Source organism: Roseibium sp. Sym1 (assembly GCF_027359675.1).
Lineage (GTDB): Bacteria > Pseudomonadota > Alphaproteobacteria > Rhizobiales > Stappiaceae > Roseibium.
The window spans coordinates 1,822,628-1,839,351 of record NZ_CP114786.1 but is presented as its reverse complement, the minus strand read 5'-3'; the positions used below and the strand labels follow the sequence as shown (position 1 = coordinate 1,839,351).

At 60.2% G+C, this 16,724-nt stretch carries 12 protein-coding genes; 7 read left to right on the top strand and 5 right to left on the bottom strand.

Annotated features, from left to right (window positions below):
- Window positions 1–11: 11 nt before the first annotated feature.
- Entirely contained in the window at window positions 12–3,308 is a 3,297-nt protein-coding gene (locus tag O6760_RS08420; protein WP_152505130.1) for a DUF499 domain-containing protein, read from the top strand.
- Window positions 3,309–3,659: 351 nt separating this feature from the next.
- On the opposite strand, the gene O6760_RS08415 is transcribed toward O6760_RS08420, so the two are convergent.
- The 3 genes from O6760_RS08415 to O6760_RS08405 form a co-directional block, all read right to left on the bottom strand.
- Window positions 3,660–4,145: a GNAT family N-acetyltransferase gene (locus tag O6760_RS08415; protein WP_269585034.1), complete on the bottom strand. Its 486-nt coding sequence runs from the start codon at window positions 4,143–4,145 to the stop codon at window positions 3,660–3,662.
- 27 nt (window positions 4,146–4,172) lie between these two features.
- Window positions 4,173–4,472: a type II toxin-antitoxin system TacA family antitoxin gene (locus O6760_RS08410; protein WP_152505128.1), complete on the bottom strand. Its 300-nt coding sequence runs from the start codon at window positions 4,470–4,472 to the stop codon at window positions 4,173–4,175.
- A gap of 68 nt (window positions 4,473–4,540) precedes the next feature.
- The gene (locus tag O6760_RS08405) at window positions 4,541–5,914 is read right to left on the bottom strand and encodes a tyrosine-type recombinase/integrase (RefSeq protein ID WP_152505127.1); all 1,374 of its coding nucleotides are present in this window, start codon (window positions 5,912–5,914) and stop codon (window positions 4,541–4,543) included.
- Between the two features lie 464 nt (window positions 5,915–6,378).
- Here O6760_RS08405 and O6760_RS08400 point away from each other — a divergent pair, with 464 nt between their 5' ends.
- From O6760_RS08400 to O6760_RS08380, 5 genes are all read left to right on the top strand, one after another.
- Window positions 6,379–6,711: a hypothetical protein gene (locus O6760_RS08400; protein ID WP_269585033.1), complete on the top strand. Its 333-nt coding sequence runs from the start codon at window positions 6,379–6,381 to the stop codon at window positions 6,709–6,711.
- A gap of 49 nt (window positions 6,712–6,760) precedes the next feature.
- Complete coding sequence (locus tag O6760_RS08395) at window positions 6,761–9,106, top strand: TOMM precursor leader peptide-binding protein (protein WP_269585032.1); 2,346 nt, start codon at window positions 6,761–6,763, stop codon at window positions 9,104–9,106.
- Between the two features lie 7 nt (window positions 9,107–9,113).
- Complete coding sequence (locus O6760_RS08390; RefSeq protein ID WP_269585031.1) at window positions 9,114–9,911, top strand: SagB/ThcOx family dehydrogenase; 798 nt, start codon at window positions 9,114–9,116, stop codon at window positions 9,909–9,911.
- 348 nt (window positions 9,912–10,259) lie between these two features.
- The gene (locus O6760_RS08385) at window positions 10,260–13,073 is read left to right on the top strand and encodes a PAS domain S-box protein (protein WP_269585030.1); all 2,814 of its coding nucleotides are present in this window, start codon (window positions 10,260–10,262) and stop codon (window positions 13,071–13,073) included.
- Complete coding sequence (locus O6760_RS08380; protein WP_269585029.1) at window positions 13,070–14,311, top strand: EAL domain-containing response regulator; 1,242 nt, start codon at window positions 13,070–13,072, stop codon at window positions 14,309–14,311. Before O6760_RS08385 ends, O6760_RS08380 begins: the two co-directional genes overlap by 4 nt.
- A gap of 339 nt (window positions 14,312–14,650) precedes the next feature.
- Here the strand turns inward: O6760_RS08380 and O6760_RS08375 are convergent, their stop codons facing one another.
- The gene (locus tag O6760_RS08375; RefSeq protein ID WP_269585028.1) at window positions 14,651–14,797 is read right to left on the bottom strand and encodes a hypothetical protein; all 147 of its coding nucleotides are present in this window, start codon (window positions 14,795–14,797) and stop codon (window positions 14,651–14,653) included.
- 237 nt (window positions 14,798–15,034) lie between these two features.
- Complete coding sequence (locus O6760_RS08370) at window positions 15,035–15,766, bottom strand: FadR/GntR family transcriptional regulator (RefSeq protein ID WP_269585027.1); 732 nt, start codon at window positions 15,764–15,766, stop codon at window positions 15,035–15,037.
- 156 nt (window positions 15,767–15,922) lie between these two features.
- On the opposite strand from O6760_RS08370, the gene O6760_RS08365 reads away from it, so the two are divergent.
- On the top strand, window positions 15,923–16,714 hold the full coding sequence (locus O6760_RS08365; protein WP_269585026.1) for a DUF2182 domain-containing protein: 792 nt from the start codon (window positions 15,923–15,925) through the stop codon (window positions 16,712–16,714).
- The last annotated feature ends 10 nt before the right edge of the window (window positions 16,715–16,724 follow it).

Sequence of the window (16,724 nt, the reverse complement as noted above, 5' to 3'; positions counted from 1 at the left end):
GGGAACGGAACGTGGCAAAAAGCACGCGCCAATATGTATTTGAAGGAATGGAACTGCTGCCGGTGGCGCTGATTCCTTTCGTCGAAAAGCGGCTCGAAACCTCGCTAAAGGGGCACTGGCAAGTCCAGGTGCTGGAAAAGCTGCCGAACTTGCGTCCTAACAGCAGCGGCGCGGTCGGTTGGGACCAGGCCGCGCTGTTCAACGTCATGGATCGCTTCTGGAGCGAGGCGTTCAAAGCGGTGCTCGGCCGTGCCGAACGCTCGCTGGTCAATGAGCTGGGCGACGTTCGGAACAAGCTATCGCACAACGCGACCTTCACCTACGACGACGCCGAGCGCGCGCTCGATTCCATGCGTCGGTTGATGGAGGCGATCAGCGCCGGCGAGACGGCCGAGCAGCTCGGCAAGATGCGCGACACTATTCTGCGCACGAAGTTCACCGAGCTTCGGCGCAACGAGGAGCGACGGAAAACCCAGCGTCTCGAAATCTCGGTCGAGACCGTGGCCGGCCTATTGCCGTGGCGCGAGGTGGTCGAGCCGCACCAGGATGTTGCCACCGGCGAGTTCCAGCAGGCCGAATTCGCAGCCGATCTCGCCAAGGTGCATTCGGGCAGCGCTCCGCCGGAATATCGCGACCCGCGCCAGTTCTTCAGCCGCACCTATCTGACGGAAGGTTTGAGCGCGCTGCTGATCGGGGCAGCGAAGCGGCTGTCCGGCAGCGGCGGCGATCCCGTCGTTGAACTGCAAACTAACTTCGGCGGCGGCAAGACACACTCGATGCTGGCCCTCTATCACATGGGCGGCCCGACTCCGGTCCAGGATCTCTCCGGCCTGGACCAGTTGCTCGAAAAGCAGGGCCTTAGCGTGCCGAAGGGCGTCAATCGCGCTGTGCTCGTCGGCACATCGCGAGGACCGCAGGACGTGCTCCACGCCGAGGGTGATCGGAAAATCCGAACGACCTGGGGTGAACTCGCCTGGCAGCTTGGCGGCGCTGACGCCTATGCCATGGTGGCGGGAAACGACGCCAGCGGCATCGCACCGGGCTCGAACCTCTTGGAGGCGCTCTTCAAGAAATATGCGCCGAGCCTAATCCTGATCGATGAATGGGTCGCCTACCTCCGGCAGATCTACAAGGTCGAGGGGCTGCCGTCGGGGTCGTTCGATGCGAATTTGTCCTTCGTTCAGTCGCTGACGGAGGCGGTGAAGGCTAGCCCCGGCACACTGCTCGTCGCCTCCTTACCCGCCTCGCAGATCGAGGTGGGTGGCGAAGGGGGCCAGGAAGCGCTAGCGCGCCTCAAGCAGACCTTCAGCCGTGTGGAATCCTCGTGGCGGCCGGCGAGCCAGGAAGAGAGCTATGAAATCGTCCGGCGGCGGCTGTTCAAGGACATCCCCGGCGACAAATTCCATCACCGTGACAACACGCTGAAGCAGTTCGCCAAGCTCTATCGAGAGAACGCCAACGATTTCCCGCAGGGCTGCGCGGACGAAGACTACCGCCGCAAGCTGGAGAAGGCTTATCCGATCCATCCCGAGTTGTTCGATCAACTCTACACGAGTTGGGGTTCACTCGAAAAATTCCAACGTACGCGAGGCGTACTCCGTCTGATGGCGCAGGCCGTCCACGAGCTTTGGATGAGCGGCGACCCGTCGGTGATGATCATGCCAGGAAGCGTCGCGGTTAGCTCGCCGCGCATTGAGCCGGAGTTGCTGCACTATCTCGACGTAAGCTGGCAGTCGATCATCGCCGGTGATGTCGATGGCACAACGTCCACGCCCTATAAGATCGATCAATCGGCGCCGAACCTGAACCGCTACTCGGCGACCAGGCGGGTCGCCCGAACGATCTTCATGGGAACCGCGCCGACGCACCAGCAGCAGAATACCGGTTTGGACGACAAGCAGATCAATCTTGGAGTCGTGCAGCCGGGAGAGCGCCCGGCAATTTTTGGAGACGCACTTCGGCGGCTGACCAACCAGGCCAAGTTCATGCACGCCGATCTTGGCCGCTACTGGTACTCCATGTCGGCCAGCCTCAACCGAATTGCCGCGGATAAGGCAGCGCAGATCGAAGCGGCGTTGGTTGACGTGACGATCGACGCGGAACTCGGCAAATATGTGAATGGCCTCGCGGATCGTGGGCATTTCGACGCCCGGCAGGTCGCGCCAGCCTCCTCGGCCGAGGTGCCCGATGAAGCCGGCGGCGTGCGGGCCGTGGTATTGGGGGTCGCGCATTCGCACAACGGACGCGACACCTCGGAAGCGTTGATCGAAGCGAAGGACATCCTGATGCAGCGTGGCAGCGCACCGCGCGTGTATCGCAACACCCTGGTGTTTATCGCTGCGGACGCCCGCCAGCTCGACAACCTGAAAGACGCCGTGCGCACCTCCCTAGCGTGGGGCGAGATCGTCCGCGACACTGATCGGCTCAACCTCACCCAGAGTGACAGTGCGCTCGCTAAGGCCAAGCTGGCCGAAGCAACCGAGACGATAAAGACGCGTCTCAAGGAGGCGTGGTGCTATCTGCATTATCCGACGCAGGAGAGTGCCCAGGCCGATGTCGAGTGGATGTCGGGCAAGATTCCGGCACAGGACGGGCTATTGGCGCGGGTGAGCAAAAAGCTCGTGGCCGAGGAAGGGCTGCTCACCGAACTGGGACCATCGCGCCTCGATCGCGATCTCCAGAAATACATCTGGAACGGCAAACCACACCTGTCATTGAAGGATTTGCTGGAGTATCTTAACCGCCACATCTATCTACCGCGACTGAAGAACCGGGACGTCTTGATTAAGGCCGTACAGGCAGCCGTCAGCGGCATGCTGCCCGGACCCTTCGCCTACGCCGAGCGATGGGATGAGAATGCAGGTGCCTATCTGGGGCTTGCAATCGAACGAACCGACAATGCGGTTGTGGTCATCGACAGCGATAGCATCATCGTGAAGTCTGACGTTGCTGAGGCACACAGGCCGGCCCCCGCAGAGCCTGGCCTGACCGGCGGTTCGGAGGCGCCTGGTGAGAAGTCGCAAAAATTCGAAGAGCAAGCAACGGACGGGGCTCCCGGTTCGCCTCATTCAGAGCGGAAGCCAACGCGGTTTACCGGCACCGTAATGATCTCGCCGGAACGGCCGGCAAGGGATATCCACCAAATTGTCGAGGCGATCGTCGAACAGCTCACGACGCTACCAGGTAACGAAGTGAGGCTAAGGCTCGAGATCGAAGCAGAAGTGCCCGGCGGACTCGATCGCGCAAAGGTGCGGACGCTGGTCGAAAATGCCAATACGCTCGGCTTTGTCGAGAAGTCGATCGAATGATAGTGAGGTAGTTCTGCCCGCCTATCCTGCGGCGCTCGTCCTATCATATAGCCGCCTTAAGCGAATGTTGTGAATCGGCAAGAGGCCCCGTTGCCGATCGGCGTCGTAAGTTATTGAAATTGTACGTACCACCGGGGTCAATCCGTGACGCCGATTCACGCACGCGGCCAGCTTCCATCTCAGTGATGATCTCGCTAGAGATTTGGTCGTAAGTTTTCGTCCGGCTTGTGCGGGCGTTCTGTGTACGCCTATTTCGGGGTATCGCGATTCTCTGCGACGGTCACTAAGAGCCATTCGCTCGCCTTAGTACCTATTGGCACGCCCCGTGTGCACCTTCACTCCCCTTGGTGACTAAGCTCTTGCAGCCTCGAGTGACGCCGCAATGGCGGCAGTGGAGCGGAAGAGAACAAACGGATCGCCGCGGGAAGGTACAAAACCGCGGCGCTGCCAGAACTGCGCCGCCTCGTTATCGACAGCGTTCACCACCAATGCCCGCCCACCGATGAGAGCAGCCGCCTGAACGCTGCGCTCCAATGCATGCTTGACGAGGCCGGTGCCGATCCCCTGCCCTGCCCAGGCCAAATCGGTTGCGAGTTGTCCGAGGAGAAGGCAGGGAACGGGATCAGGCGGTTGACCGGTGCGGATCGATCTCGGCATGACGGTGGGCACGATCGATGTCGGCGCGAGCCCATAGTACCCCACCACTCGGCCATCATCATGCACAACCATGACAGCCGTAAAACCCTTCTGCTGGTTGGAGAGCGCCCGGGTCTTCAGCCAATGATCGAGAGCGGGCTTGCCACAGGAGAAATCGGTAAGAACATGCGCCGCATTCAACGGCTCCGGTGCGGAGAGCACAGTGGATTACGGCTTCGAAGTGCCGCTGGTCTCCCAAGGCGCGGCTCGCCGGACCAGATCCACCATCTCAGGAATAGGCGCCGTATCGGCGGAAACGACATCCATGAAAGCGGCGAAACCCTCCGCGCTCATTCGAATGAGACCTGACTCCATAACCACCTCTTCGGCAGCGCGCACGGCAGCCTCGCGCACGAAGTCTGTGCGCGAGCGGCCGCGCAGGCTGGCGGCCCGGTCGATCATTGCGACATCCGATTCAGGCAGACGCATCGATATCGGATGCTCCTTGCGGTCGGCAACGGTAGCCATGGCAGGTCTCCTTTGTTGCATATATAGAGAATTGTATCGCAAAATGCAATACAGTTAGACTTATTTGGCTAAGCGGCCCAAACGCGCATTCGCACGATTTCATTCTGTTCAGAGTGTCTAGAATATTCTTTTGCACGAAGGAGCTGACGACGTGCCGCACCGATCCCAAGCCAATCTTGAATTTCACGGTTCTCATTTAACGTGTTGCGAAACACTGAAAACATCGTATCGCTGATTGACTGCTGCTGCGCTCGTAGATGATCCTCAAGCAGCTTATGCCGTGTAATGTACCCGGAGTTCACGCCAGGAACCGAATGATTCATCAACATCCTTGCGTCCAGTTCCGAGACACCCGCCGGCGTCGCCACGGTGCGATAGGTCTGGCGCAGTTCATTGCCCCATTTCGACAATGTCGCGCGATCTTCCTTGTGCTCAACCAGATGACCAGTGGCACTGTCTGCGGGAAACAGCCAGTCATTGGCCTCATACGGGTGCATCTGCCGACCAAATCGAATGCATCGCAGGAGGCAACAGACCATCTCCCTCGACAGCGGGATATCAAAGGCACGATCCGCACCTCCTTTCGGACGGGGGATGTGAAGCACCCTGCGGCGAAAATCCAGATGGGCTGGTTTCGCTTCTCTTAACGCGGCCGGCCGGCACGCGGACAGCAGTGTAAACAGGTGAAACTCGCGTCGGACGGGATTTTCAAGCTGGGCAGCCTCGATAAACCATTCCTTCAGGTCAATGAGACCCATGCCGCTATCGCGGCGTTTCTCATGGTTCCAGTCCACGCTGTCGACCGGGTTGTCTGCAGGCAGTTCCCGATTGGTCTTTCGAGCGTGATTGTAGATCGCCCTGAAAGTGCGCATGCTGCCATTGGCTATGTAGGGACCGTGCTTCTCACCAATCTCGTCATGTTTGGCGGCAACCCGGCCAGGATCATCGCCAAACTGCTTCAGGGGCATCTCCTGCCAATCCTTAAAGATCCGCTCGACGTGATCCCTATAACTCTCGATCGTGCGCTCGCTCCGGTTCTTACGCTGCATGGCAATCTTGTAGCGAGCCCAGGCTTGCTTGAGCGTGATGCCGGATGCCTCGTTATTTTCGCCGTTCGTTATCTCAGAAGCGTTTGAAGCCTTGGCAGCTTTCTCACCGTTCCTGGGATGAATACCCCGGCTGAGCTGGGACAGATACTCCTTCGCAACAGACCTCGCCGCACGCGTGGAGAGCTCCCTCGTGTCGCCAATGGCGAGACGAACCGTGGAGGCGCGCTTGCCTAGTTTTCGGAGATCCGCCTGTACCATGAAGGTCTTTTTTCGGGCTCCGACCATAAGGAAGAACCCTTTTAGCTCGGTATCCCGGACAATGTAGCGTCCCTTATCGGGCGGCATAAGACGTTCAATTGCTTTATCGTTCAATAGGATACGCATATCGGCCATGTCATGATACCTGAGATTTTTGAAACGGTTTTTGAAACGGTTTTGGCGCAACGAAGTGTTTAACGGTTGCAATTGGCAACAACCGCACGCTATACGATAATTAATTGAATATCAAGAGGAAATTGATGACTTCTGAGGTTAATAGAGCTAACGGATAAGGCGGCGTACGGCTCGCTTTAAATTCCTAATCTGAGGGTCGCGCGTTCGAATCGCGCCGGGGTCACCAGCCTTTACCTCATCGTTTCATTTGCCGCCTTCTGTCCCCGGGTCTTTCATGGGCCCGGCACAAGCAGGGTTGGTATGCCTACGATAACTTCCCCGCCCCGGCCTGCACGCCGGTTCATGCGGATCCCGCGTCCTGTCGCTCATGCAACCGGTAAAAACAGCTAGGCAATCAACACAATTTATGCGATAATTACGCTGCGTTAATACAACCATTTTTAGTTAGTGAGTTGGAGATTATTATGTCCGATGAAACCAAAGAACTTTCCCTTCGCATAGAACGTATCGAAACCCTGCTTGACAACATGGTCGCGGAAAGAGCGCCGGTGGCGACCGAGCTGACCGTCGACGAAATCAAGGCATTCCAGAAAGTCCGTGACGTCATTGCCGCGGACTGGGGCAACATGTGCGGGATCAATGATTGCTTCCGCTGCATCGTCGTGCGCTGCTCCACGGTGTGCCAGGTCTTGTGCGACGTGGTCTGCCAGCCGTGTGACGTCGAATGCTCCTGCGGTCCCTGCTCGGTCGGCGGTCTGCGCGGCAGGGTAAGCCGCTTCAGCCGCATGGGCGGTTGATCCAGCCGGTTTCAACACCATCCCGCACACTGGCCGGACGAGACAAGACGTGATCAAGAACAACGGTGACGACCTCGCCTTCCGGCTGGTACCGGAAGGCGCTGTCCTGAGGCGCGACACGGACCGCCTGACAATCAAGGCACCTCACGCTGCCGTGGACCTGAGCGGGTCCTCGGCGGACCTTTTCGAGCAGAAAATCCTCCCTCTGCTCGATGGCACCCACAGCGTATCGGAGATCGCGGTGGCGGCGGGTCTGTCCGGCACGGACATGCTGGCCGGCCTTCTTTCGGAGCTGAACAAGGTCGGCCTGCTGTATTCCGACGCGCCCGGCTCCGGCGCGGACCCGTTTCTCGACTACCTGGAAACCGTCGGGCTGGACCGCGCCGAATCCAGATCCCTCCTGTCCGCTTTCCGTGTCGCCGTGTTCGGCAACGGCAGGCTGGCACGGGAAATCGTCCGCGCCCTGGGGGAATTGCACGTCGGCGTTGCCGAAATAATCGACGGCAGCGAAGACTCGCCGGTCGGGCTGGAGGAAGATGCGCTTCTGCAGCATCTTGCTTCCTACGATTTCGTCGTCTCGGCCTTCGGCGCGGCGCACCCGGCAATCGATCACCGGGTCAACAGGGTGATCCACGAACTCGGCGTGCCGGCCTTGTTCTGCCGCGTCGGGACCGCTTCGAGCCTGCTCGGGCCGCTCGTTTTCCCCTTTGAAACCGCCTGCTTCACCTGCGCCCGGATGCGGGTGGCGGCGTGTGCGTCGGATTTCACCGCCCACCTGGCATATGAAGAGGCTGTCGCCGCACGGCCCGACCCTGTTTACGATGCCGGCGGGTCTGTCGGATATCTGACGCAGATTCTCGCCGGAGAGGCGGTCAACCAGATCATCAAGACAAAGCTTGCTTTTGGCCGCGCGAACGCAGTCGACCACCTGCTGGAATACGTTCCCTTTCAGACAGGCTGGACCTTTCACAAGGTGTTGCGCCGGCCCGATTGCCCGGTCTGCTCAAAAAAAAACTTCCAGCCCCCTGAGCACCCCCTCCTGCAGGACTTGAGCTGCGGAAAACCCGGCGATCTGGCCGCCCATATCGACGAGCTGGTCAGCCCCCTGACCGGGATCGTTCGCAAGCTCCACCGCATTCACAAGGACCTGTCGGAGCCGCAAAGGCCCTATGTCTGGCGTGCCGAGCTTGCAAATCACCGCTTTCTCGAGACCGATGACAGTCCGGTCGTCGCCTCCGGCAAGGGCTTCACCCATGCGGCGGCACGGCTCAGCGCCATGGGCGAGGCCATCGAACGGTACGCCGCCAGCAGCTGGGGAGAGGAGCGCATTCAGCGCGGCCGCGCCGACCGGTTGGACATGCCGTCTCTGGACCCGGCGCGGCTCGTGCTGTTTCAACCCGAACAATACCCGGGTCTCAAATATGACCCCTATGAGCCCGATTGCAGCCTTGGATGGGTGGCGATGCGCTCTCTGGTGGACGGCCGCGAGCGGGCGGTTCCCGCGCTTGCCGTGCTGATGGCATATGAAACACAGGGCGACGAGCCGTTCCTGTTCCCGATCACCTCAAACGGCCTGGCCGCGGGACCGACCCTGGCGGACGCAATTCTGTCCGGCGCCTATGAAGTGATCGAACGCGACGCCTTCCTGTCCACGTGGTTGAACCGGTTGCCTTGCCGTGCCGTCGATCCGTCGGACCATCCGGACCCGGACATCCGCGATCTCGTGACCGCCCATGCGCGCCGGGACATCAGCCTGGAGCTGTTCCAGGCACCGACCGACAACGGCGTTCACGTCTTTATCGGGATTGCCTTCGCCCCGGCGCCGGGCACCGGCCTGTGGTCGGACGGACCGGCGGCGGTGGTCGGGCTCGGCGCCGGCCACGATCCGGCCCGCGCCGCGGCCGGGGCTCTGGTCGAGGCCTGCCAGGTCCGGCCCGCCTTGCGCATGCGCCTGCGGCAGCCGGAGGTGCGCTCCCGCATGGAGGACCTGGTGCGCGACCCGTCCGGCGTGACCGAACTGGAAGATCACGACCTGCTCTACGCATCGACCGAAACCCTGGCGCAGTTCGACTTTCTCAGAAAGGCTCCGCCGGGCCGCATCGACTGGAGCCTTTCGCAGACCGGGCCGCGGACCACCATCGACTGTCTGGAGGACCTGTCCGCGAAACTGGCCGCCCAGGGGACTGACCTCCTCTATGCCAATCTGACGTCCGATGATGCCCGGACGGTGGGAGCAAGCGTCGCGCGCGTCGTGATCCCGGACTACCAGCCGATGCATTTCGGCTTCCGCGAGCGACGGCTGGCCGCCTCCCGTCTTTACCGGTTCCCGGAACATCTCGGCCTCGCGCCCACGACACCCCACACCCTGAACCCCTATCCTCATCCACTCGCCTGAACGACAGATGAAACATCCACCGGCCTTCTCCGATTTTGAACTCGCCTGGACCTACCATCGCAATTCGTCGCGATGGGCACACAACGCTGAAGAGACCAGCGGCGCCGATGACGTTCCCGAACCCGGGGCGGAAGCCCCCTCGAGACCGTTTCAGCCGCTTCCGGCGCCGCCACGGGTCACGACAGGGCTGAGCGATGTTCTCGCCAATCGCTGTTCGTGCCGGGAATTCGCACAGGATCCGATTTCGCTCGAAACGGTGTCGGGCATCCTGTTCCATGGCTATGGCGTCTGGGGACAGGACCACTGGAACACCGCCGAGTTTCTGGAACGCCCGGTTCCCTCAGGCGGCGGAATGTATCCGCTCGAGCTGTATCTTGTGTCCAGAAACACGTCCGGGCTCAGCAACGGGATCTACCATTACCAGCCTCTTCTCAAAGGTCTGGAACGCAACCGCGACCTCACGCTCCCCGCCCCGCTCATGCGCTACCTGTTCATGGGTCAATATCCGCCGATGCTCGCACCGGCTCTGATCGTCATAACCAGCAGGATGTCCCGTTCGCTCAAGAAATACGGAGACAGGGGCTATCGGTATGTCCTGCTGGAAGCCGGCCACGTGGCGCAGAACATCAACCTTGCCTGTACCGGCCTGGGAGCCCAGTCCCTGAACATCGGAGGGTTCTTCGATGATGAGGTCGGCGCATTGTGCCATTGTCCGGAAAACGAGGAAGTCGTTCTTTATGCCGTCGCCATCGGCCACGGCACCTCGGAAGACAGACACAAGCTCAGATTTTCAGAAGACACCTGATACCATCTGGACTGCTGCGCATCGGCACTGATCTTCCCTGCCACGGGAAGATGCATGCGGCGGATCAGGCGGGTGTTGTTGACCCGCTCGTCTTACGCGTCACGGCTTTCCAGAGGCCTGCCCGGTCTTCAGCCCAGACACTTCCTTCGGGGAACCTCAGGCATCCGGATGGGCAAAAACCTTGCACACGGAACGGATCAGAAATTTCCTATGACTGAAATCCGCATCTGCGTCATCTTGAGAACTTTTACTGAAAGATGCCTGTTGCCACACACCATATTGAAAGTATTCTCGGCAATGATGGCTGCAACAAGCAGATCACACTGAATAATATTTGCTGATTGGACAATGACAGATACCGGACAAGTCGACGATGAGTGCGCGAGACTGAAGGAAATCGACAGCTTCAAGTATCTTGAAACCGAAGCGGACCCCATCTTCAGGGACACGGCGCAGACACTGGTGGCGCTCTTCGGAGTCGACATTGCCTACGTCTGTTTTATCGGCCGGGATACACAGTATTTCCTGTCGGAAATCGGTTTGAACACGGCGTCGCTCCCCAGGGCGGGCTCTTTCTGCGATCACGCGATCCTTCAGGACACACCATTGTGTGTGCCTGACGCCCTGGAAGACAGCCGTTTCAGGGACGACCCGCTGGTAACCGGCACTCCGCACGTAAGGTTCTATGCGGGCGCACCCCTGATAACGCGCAAAGGGTATCGGATTGGAACCGTATCGGTTGCCGGTCCCGAACGGAGGCTGTTCGGCGAACACGAGCAGAAGGGTCTCGCCGCACTTGCCCGGCTTGTCATCCACCAGATCGAGAACCTGCGCGACAAACATGAAAGAAACAGCGATGCCCACCGATTGACGGCGTTGTTTGATGATGTCGCCAACGTCATGTCAGAAGGCCTTGCCGTCTTCGACGCGGAGGACCGGCTCGTCTATTGCAACAGGCGCTACCGGGAATATTACGACAAGGACGGCTCGACGGTTCGACTCGCACGCCCGTTCAAGGAGATCCTGGAGGAAGGCCTTCGCAACCGCCACTATCTGGATGCGATCGGGCGCGAGGACGACTGGTTGCAGGAGCGGCTCGCGTCCCATGCGCATCCTGCCGAACAGCCCTACGAACAACGCCTGACTTCCAGCGAGTGGCTGCTGGTGTCGGAAAAACGTCTGCCCGACGGCGGGATCATGGAAATCCGGACGGACATCACCGCCCGCAGGGAAAGAGAGCGGGAAATCCGCGAAAGCGAGAAAAAATTCAGGGACTACACGCAAACGGCATCGGACTGGATCTGGGAAACCGATTCCAGCAACCGCATGTCTCAGTTTGCGGGCAATCACCGCCATCTTTCCGGCATCGACAGGCGGGACGTTCTCGGCAAGACCCGCAACGAAGTTGCGTCTGAGGACACCACCACGGAAAAATGGCAGACGCTCGACGCCCTGATCAGGGACCAGCAACCGTTTCGAGAGTTTACCTATCGCCTTCGGGCCAATGACGGCAGCGAGCAGGTTATCTCGATATCCGGGGTGCCTTTTTTCGACGATCAGGGTGTTTTCCAGGGCTATCGGGGAACGGGACGCAGAATTACGGAAGCGGTTCGCGCCAGGGAGCAGCTTCAGTCCGCCGAGGCGCGCGTCCGCGCGGCACTTGAGAACACGCTTGTCGGCATGGTTCTCATCGACAAGGTCGGCACCGTCCTTGAATTCAACCGTGAAGCAGAACGCATGTTTCAGTACCGGGCCGACGAGGTTGTCGGCCGGAACGTCGCCATGCTGATGCCTTTTGAGCATTCTTCCCGGCATGACGACTATCTGTCGGCCTACAAGAAAACAGGCGAAGAACGCATCATCGGGCACGGCCAACGCCTGATGGGTCAAAAGAAGGACGGGACACAGTTCCCTCTCACGCTTGGTGTTGGCAGGATTGATCTGGCCGAAGGCATTCAGTTCATCGGCTCCCTGACCGACCTCACCGAACACGAACGGCTCGAGAACCAGTTGCACAGAGCACAGAAGCTGGAAGCGATCGGCCTGTTGACTGGCGGCATCGCTCATGATTTCAATAATTTGCTTGGCATTATCATGGGCAATCTCGAACTCGGGCTGCGCAAGGCGGAACCTGGGACGAACCTTGAAAGCTATTTTGCCAAGGCCCACGCCGCGTCGCGGCGGGCAAGCAAGATCACCCAGCAGCTTCTGACGTTTTCGCGGCAGAAAGACTATTACGCGGAAACCGTCTCCTGCGATCTCAACGAGGCTATCGAGAATGTGGAAGCGTTGCTGCGCGGCTCGATTCCGAAGAGCATCGACCTGACCATAAACCCTGCATCGGGCCCGCTCATCGCAAATGTCGACATGGGCGACTTGCAGGACGTCGTCATAAACCTTGCAGTCAACGCCCGCGATGCGATGCAGAACTCGGGCCGCTTGACGATCTCGCTCGATGAGACCGTTGTCGAGGAAAGCCCCGCCCCGGAATTGCAGGATCTCGCCAGGGGGCATTACGGCCGCCTCACGATTTCCGACACAGGCCCCGGCATTCCCGAGGAAATCAGGTCTCGTATCTTCGAACCGTTCTTCACGACAAAGCCCAAGGACAAGGGCACAGGCCTCGGCCTGGCCATGGTCTACGGGTTTGTGAAACGCTCTCGCGGCGAAGTAAGAATTTATTCCGAACCGGCCATGGGGACCAGTTTCCGGATCTATCTCCCGCTTGTGGAGGACGGTGCCCGTCTCGAGACCGGCACCGTGCAGGAGGCTCATGTGCTGCCGCGTGGCTCGGAACATATCCTGATCGTCGACGATGAAGCCGAGCTTGCGGCCTTCGCCAGGGCAACGCTGGAAGAACTCGGATATTGCGTCACGACCTGTCATTCCCCTGCCGAGGCGCTGTCGAGCCTGCGCCACCATGAAAGCATCGATCTGCTCTTCACCGACATTGTCATGCCGGGAGCGCTCAACGGGATCGAGTTGTGCCGTCAGGCGAAATCCATCCGGCCGGGACTAAAAACGCTGCTGACGTCCGGATTTCCGGGCGAAGGCCGGTCGAATCTGGACACTTCCGAAGAGAATCTGCTGGTCAAACCCTACACCCAGAGCCGTCTGGCCGCCGCGATTCGCAGGAATCTCGATGAAGGGGGCAAGTCATGAAGGTCCTGATCTACGATGACGAAGCCGAATTTGCCGACTATGTCCGGGAGGCCATAGAGGATCTCGGACACAGCGTCACCGTCGCGACCAACGCCGGGGAATTTGCGGACCGCTTCTCGGTTGAAACGGACCTGATCTTTCTCGATCTGTTCATGCCGGATGTAAACGGCATCGAATGCATCCGTTTCCTTGCGGAAACAGGCACCAATGCCTTGCTCGTGTTGATGAGCGGTCAGGACCCGGCAATCCTGAACGCCGCCCGTGAGGGCGCACGCGCAAACAAGCTCGCGGTGCTTGACGTGATGAACAAGCCGATCGGGCTGATGGAACTGGAGAAAACGCTTGAACTTGCGGAAGCCGAGCTCGCAACGACGGTCCTCGCGAAAGCGGCCTCAACCAACGAGCCGGCACATTTTCTGCGAGAAGACATTCTGCAAGGCCTGGCAAGGAAAGAATTTTTTCTGGTTTACCAGCCGCAACTGCGCCTCGACAACAGAAGCGTGATTGGCGTGGAAGCCCTGATCAGGTGGGACCGTCCTGAGCACGGCTTGGTATCTCCTGCGCATTTCATTCCGGTTCTGGAGTCCGATCCGGCAGCGATGGGAACCTTGACGGACTTCGTCATTGAGACAGCTTGCAGGGACCAGAAGGATTTCACAAGAATAGCACCGCACCTGACTTGCTCGGTCAACCTGTCTGCGGCGACATTCGAGGATATCAGCCTCCCGGACAGGATTTTGCAGGTCGTCCACGACGCCGGCTTGCAGCCCGCACAGCTAATTCTGGAAGTCGCCGAAACAGCCGCTTCGTCTCATGTCGGCACCGCCATCGACATCCTGACGCGCTTGAGGATGGCCGGCTTCGGCGTTTCCATCGACGATTTCGGAACCGGCTACTCTTCACTCGAACAGATTGTCCATGTGCCTTACACGGAGCTCAAGGTCGATCAACGCTTTGTCAGGGACATACTGGACAGTGCCAAATGCCGGGCAATCTGCGAGATCAGCTGCTTGCTGGCCCAGAAAACCGACATGACGCCTCTGGCGGAAGGTGTCGAAGACGAAAAGACGGCCCTGGCCCTTCTGGAACTCGGCTTTGTTCTGGCCCAGGGGTTCCATTTCGCCAAGCCGATGCGCAGCACGCATCTCAAGTCATGGCTACAGAGTGCCGTCGCGAAGGGTTCAACCCGTGAAAAGGCAGACCTTGCCATGGTGCCATTCGGCAAAACCAAAGGTTAGAACGTTTTCCGATCAATTAGGATCATTTGATGAGTGTATCCGGTTCAGTCGGCAAGGCGCGTCGCGAAGCGCGATGCGGTGCATCGGGCAAGCGGCGCAACGCTGCCGATGGGCCGGATACCATCACCCGCAACAGCCCGGATGCGTATGAGAAGCAATTGAAATTGGGCCGGACGGTTTGGCGCACAGGCGTCGTTGGCCCACCCTTGCGGTGGGAAACACCACCGCGGGTGACCCGCCTGGCCAGTGCGCCAAACCGTCTCGGTCAAATGATCCTAATTGATCGGAAAACGCTCCAGCGGTCGATCGGCCCCGGTCCGGTCGCTGTCCGGCTCCTCGTCAAGGCGTGGCCGGAGTGTGCAGGGTCGTGACCGGCACGCCGGAAGCGACCTGGTGGTCGGTCAGGGCGAGGCTCGGATTGGTGGCCTTGGTGGCGGCAACACCGGCAAGGATCAGCGCGACGACGGCAATGCTCCAGAACTTCATGTCTTTGCTCCGTTGGCTGTGCCGCCCCCGCCAAGTCGTTGCGGGCCGTTCCGGCGACGATTCGATCTTCGACTTTCGTCTATATTATACTTTTGGGTAAGAAAATGCAAATTCGCTGCGTCACCTCGTGCCGAACACCGCGCAGCACGAACGTGCCCGCCCGTCGTTAGAGCGTTTTCCGATCAATGAGGGTCAAGCGCGAGATGTCCGGGCGGCAGGCAAAGCCGGAAATGTTCGTCAGGCCGGCCTCGGCCGGCGCCGTTGCGCGGCGAGATCGCGCGTATAGGCCGACAGGGCCTCGAGCTGTTGCTGCGCCATGCCGCCGTCCCCGGCTTCCAGCGCATCTGCCAGCGCTTCGTGCAGGTCGGCAATCCGCTCGCGGTCGCGCAGCTTGTAGACCAGCATGTTCATGAGGGGCTGCATGGCCTCGAACGCGGCCGACAACTGAAACCCCAGCAGCGGATTGCCGGTTGCCGAGGCAATCGCCGAATGAAAGGCGACGTCCGAGGCGCAGAACGCCTCGTCGCTGGTCAGTGCGTCGCGCTGACGGGCGATTTCCCTGCGCATGTCCGCCAGATGGTCCGGCGACCGCTTTTCGGCCGCCAGCGGCAAGGCCGAGGTTTCCAGCGCAAACCGGGCCTCGATGGCGTCTTCCAGGGGAATATCGTTCATGCCGATCAGGAGCCGGGTGGTCGTCACCAGATTGTCCTGGGCCTCGTCCCATGTGATGCGGTTGACGAAGGCTCCGCCCGAGGAGCCGCGCTCGCTCCGGATCAGGTTCTGTGCCGCCAGGCGCTTCAGCGCCTCGCGGACCGTCGAGCGCGATACGTCGAAGCGCTCGGCCAGCTCGGCTTCGCTCGGCAGGCGCTCCTCGCCGGCAAGGCGCCCTTCCAGGATGGCATCGCGAATGGCATTGGCGATCTGGACCGACAGGCCCTCTTTCTGAATCGTGTTGAATTCAATCGCCAAGCGCGCCTCCGGCCGGTCTGCCCTTCATCCCCGTCGAACCTAAAGAGGAGAAAGGTCAGGGTCAATTCAAAATGTTTAAATGTCTGACAATTAAATGTTTGACTTTTACGCTTTGGGCGCGCAGCGTTAGGTCAAAGACGATCTCGGGAGGATCCGATGGAGACCATGACGCGGCTGCTTGCCGGTCAGAGAGGCCTGTGGCTGGCCTTCTACGGCAGCGTGCTCGCCGCCTGGGGCGTCCTGTTCGCCATGCAGACGCGCGATGTGCCGGCGGCCCTGCAAATCGATGGCCTTGCCTTTCTTCTGTCACTCTGCCGGACAACCGCGGCGGATGCGGGCTTTGGCTCCGCCCTCATCATGTGGTCGCTGATGGCGCTCGCCATGATGGCGCCGACCGCCTTCCCGGCCTTCCGCACCTTTGCCCAGATCAACCGGACGGCAGGCGCCGGAGGGCAGCCGGTCGCAGCCCTTCTCGCAGGTTACGTGACCGTCTGGCTCGGCTTTGCCGTTGCGGCGGCGCTCCTGCAGGTTCGGCTGGCGGAATTCGGCCTGGTCTCGACGCTCGGCCGGTCGGTCTCGGCACCGCTCAACGGCCTTCTTCTGCTTCTTGCGGGCGCCTACCAGTTCAGCCGCCTCAAGGAGGCCTGCCTCAACGCCTGCCAGAGCCCGATGACCTTCTTCTTCAGTCACTGGCAGGCCGGCGCGACAGGCGGTGCGAAACTGGGTGTGAGGCTTGGCGCCGTCTGTCTCGGCTGCTGCTGGGCGCTGATGCTGCTCGCCTTTGTCGCCGGCACCATGAACCTGGCGTTCATGGGCCTCGCCATGGTGCTGATGACACTCGAAAAACTGCCGGCCGTCGGTGCCAGGATCACGGCACCGCTCGGTGTCTTTCTCATTTTGTCGGGAGCAGTCGTCTTGCTCCTGTCCGCAATCACAACAATCAACTAGGGAGAAAACC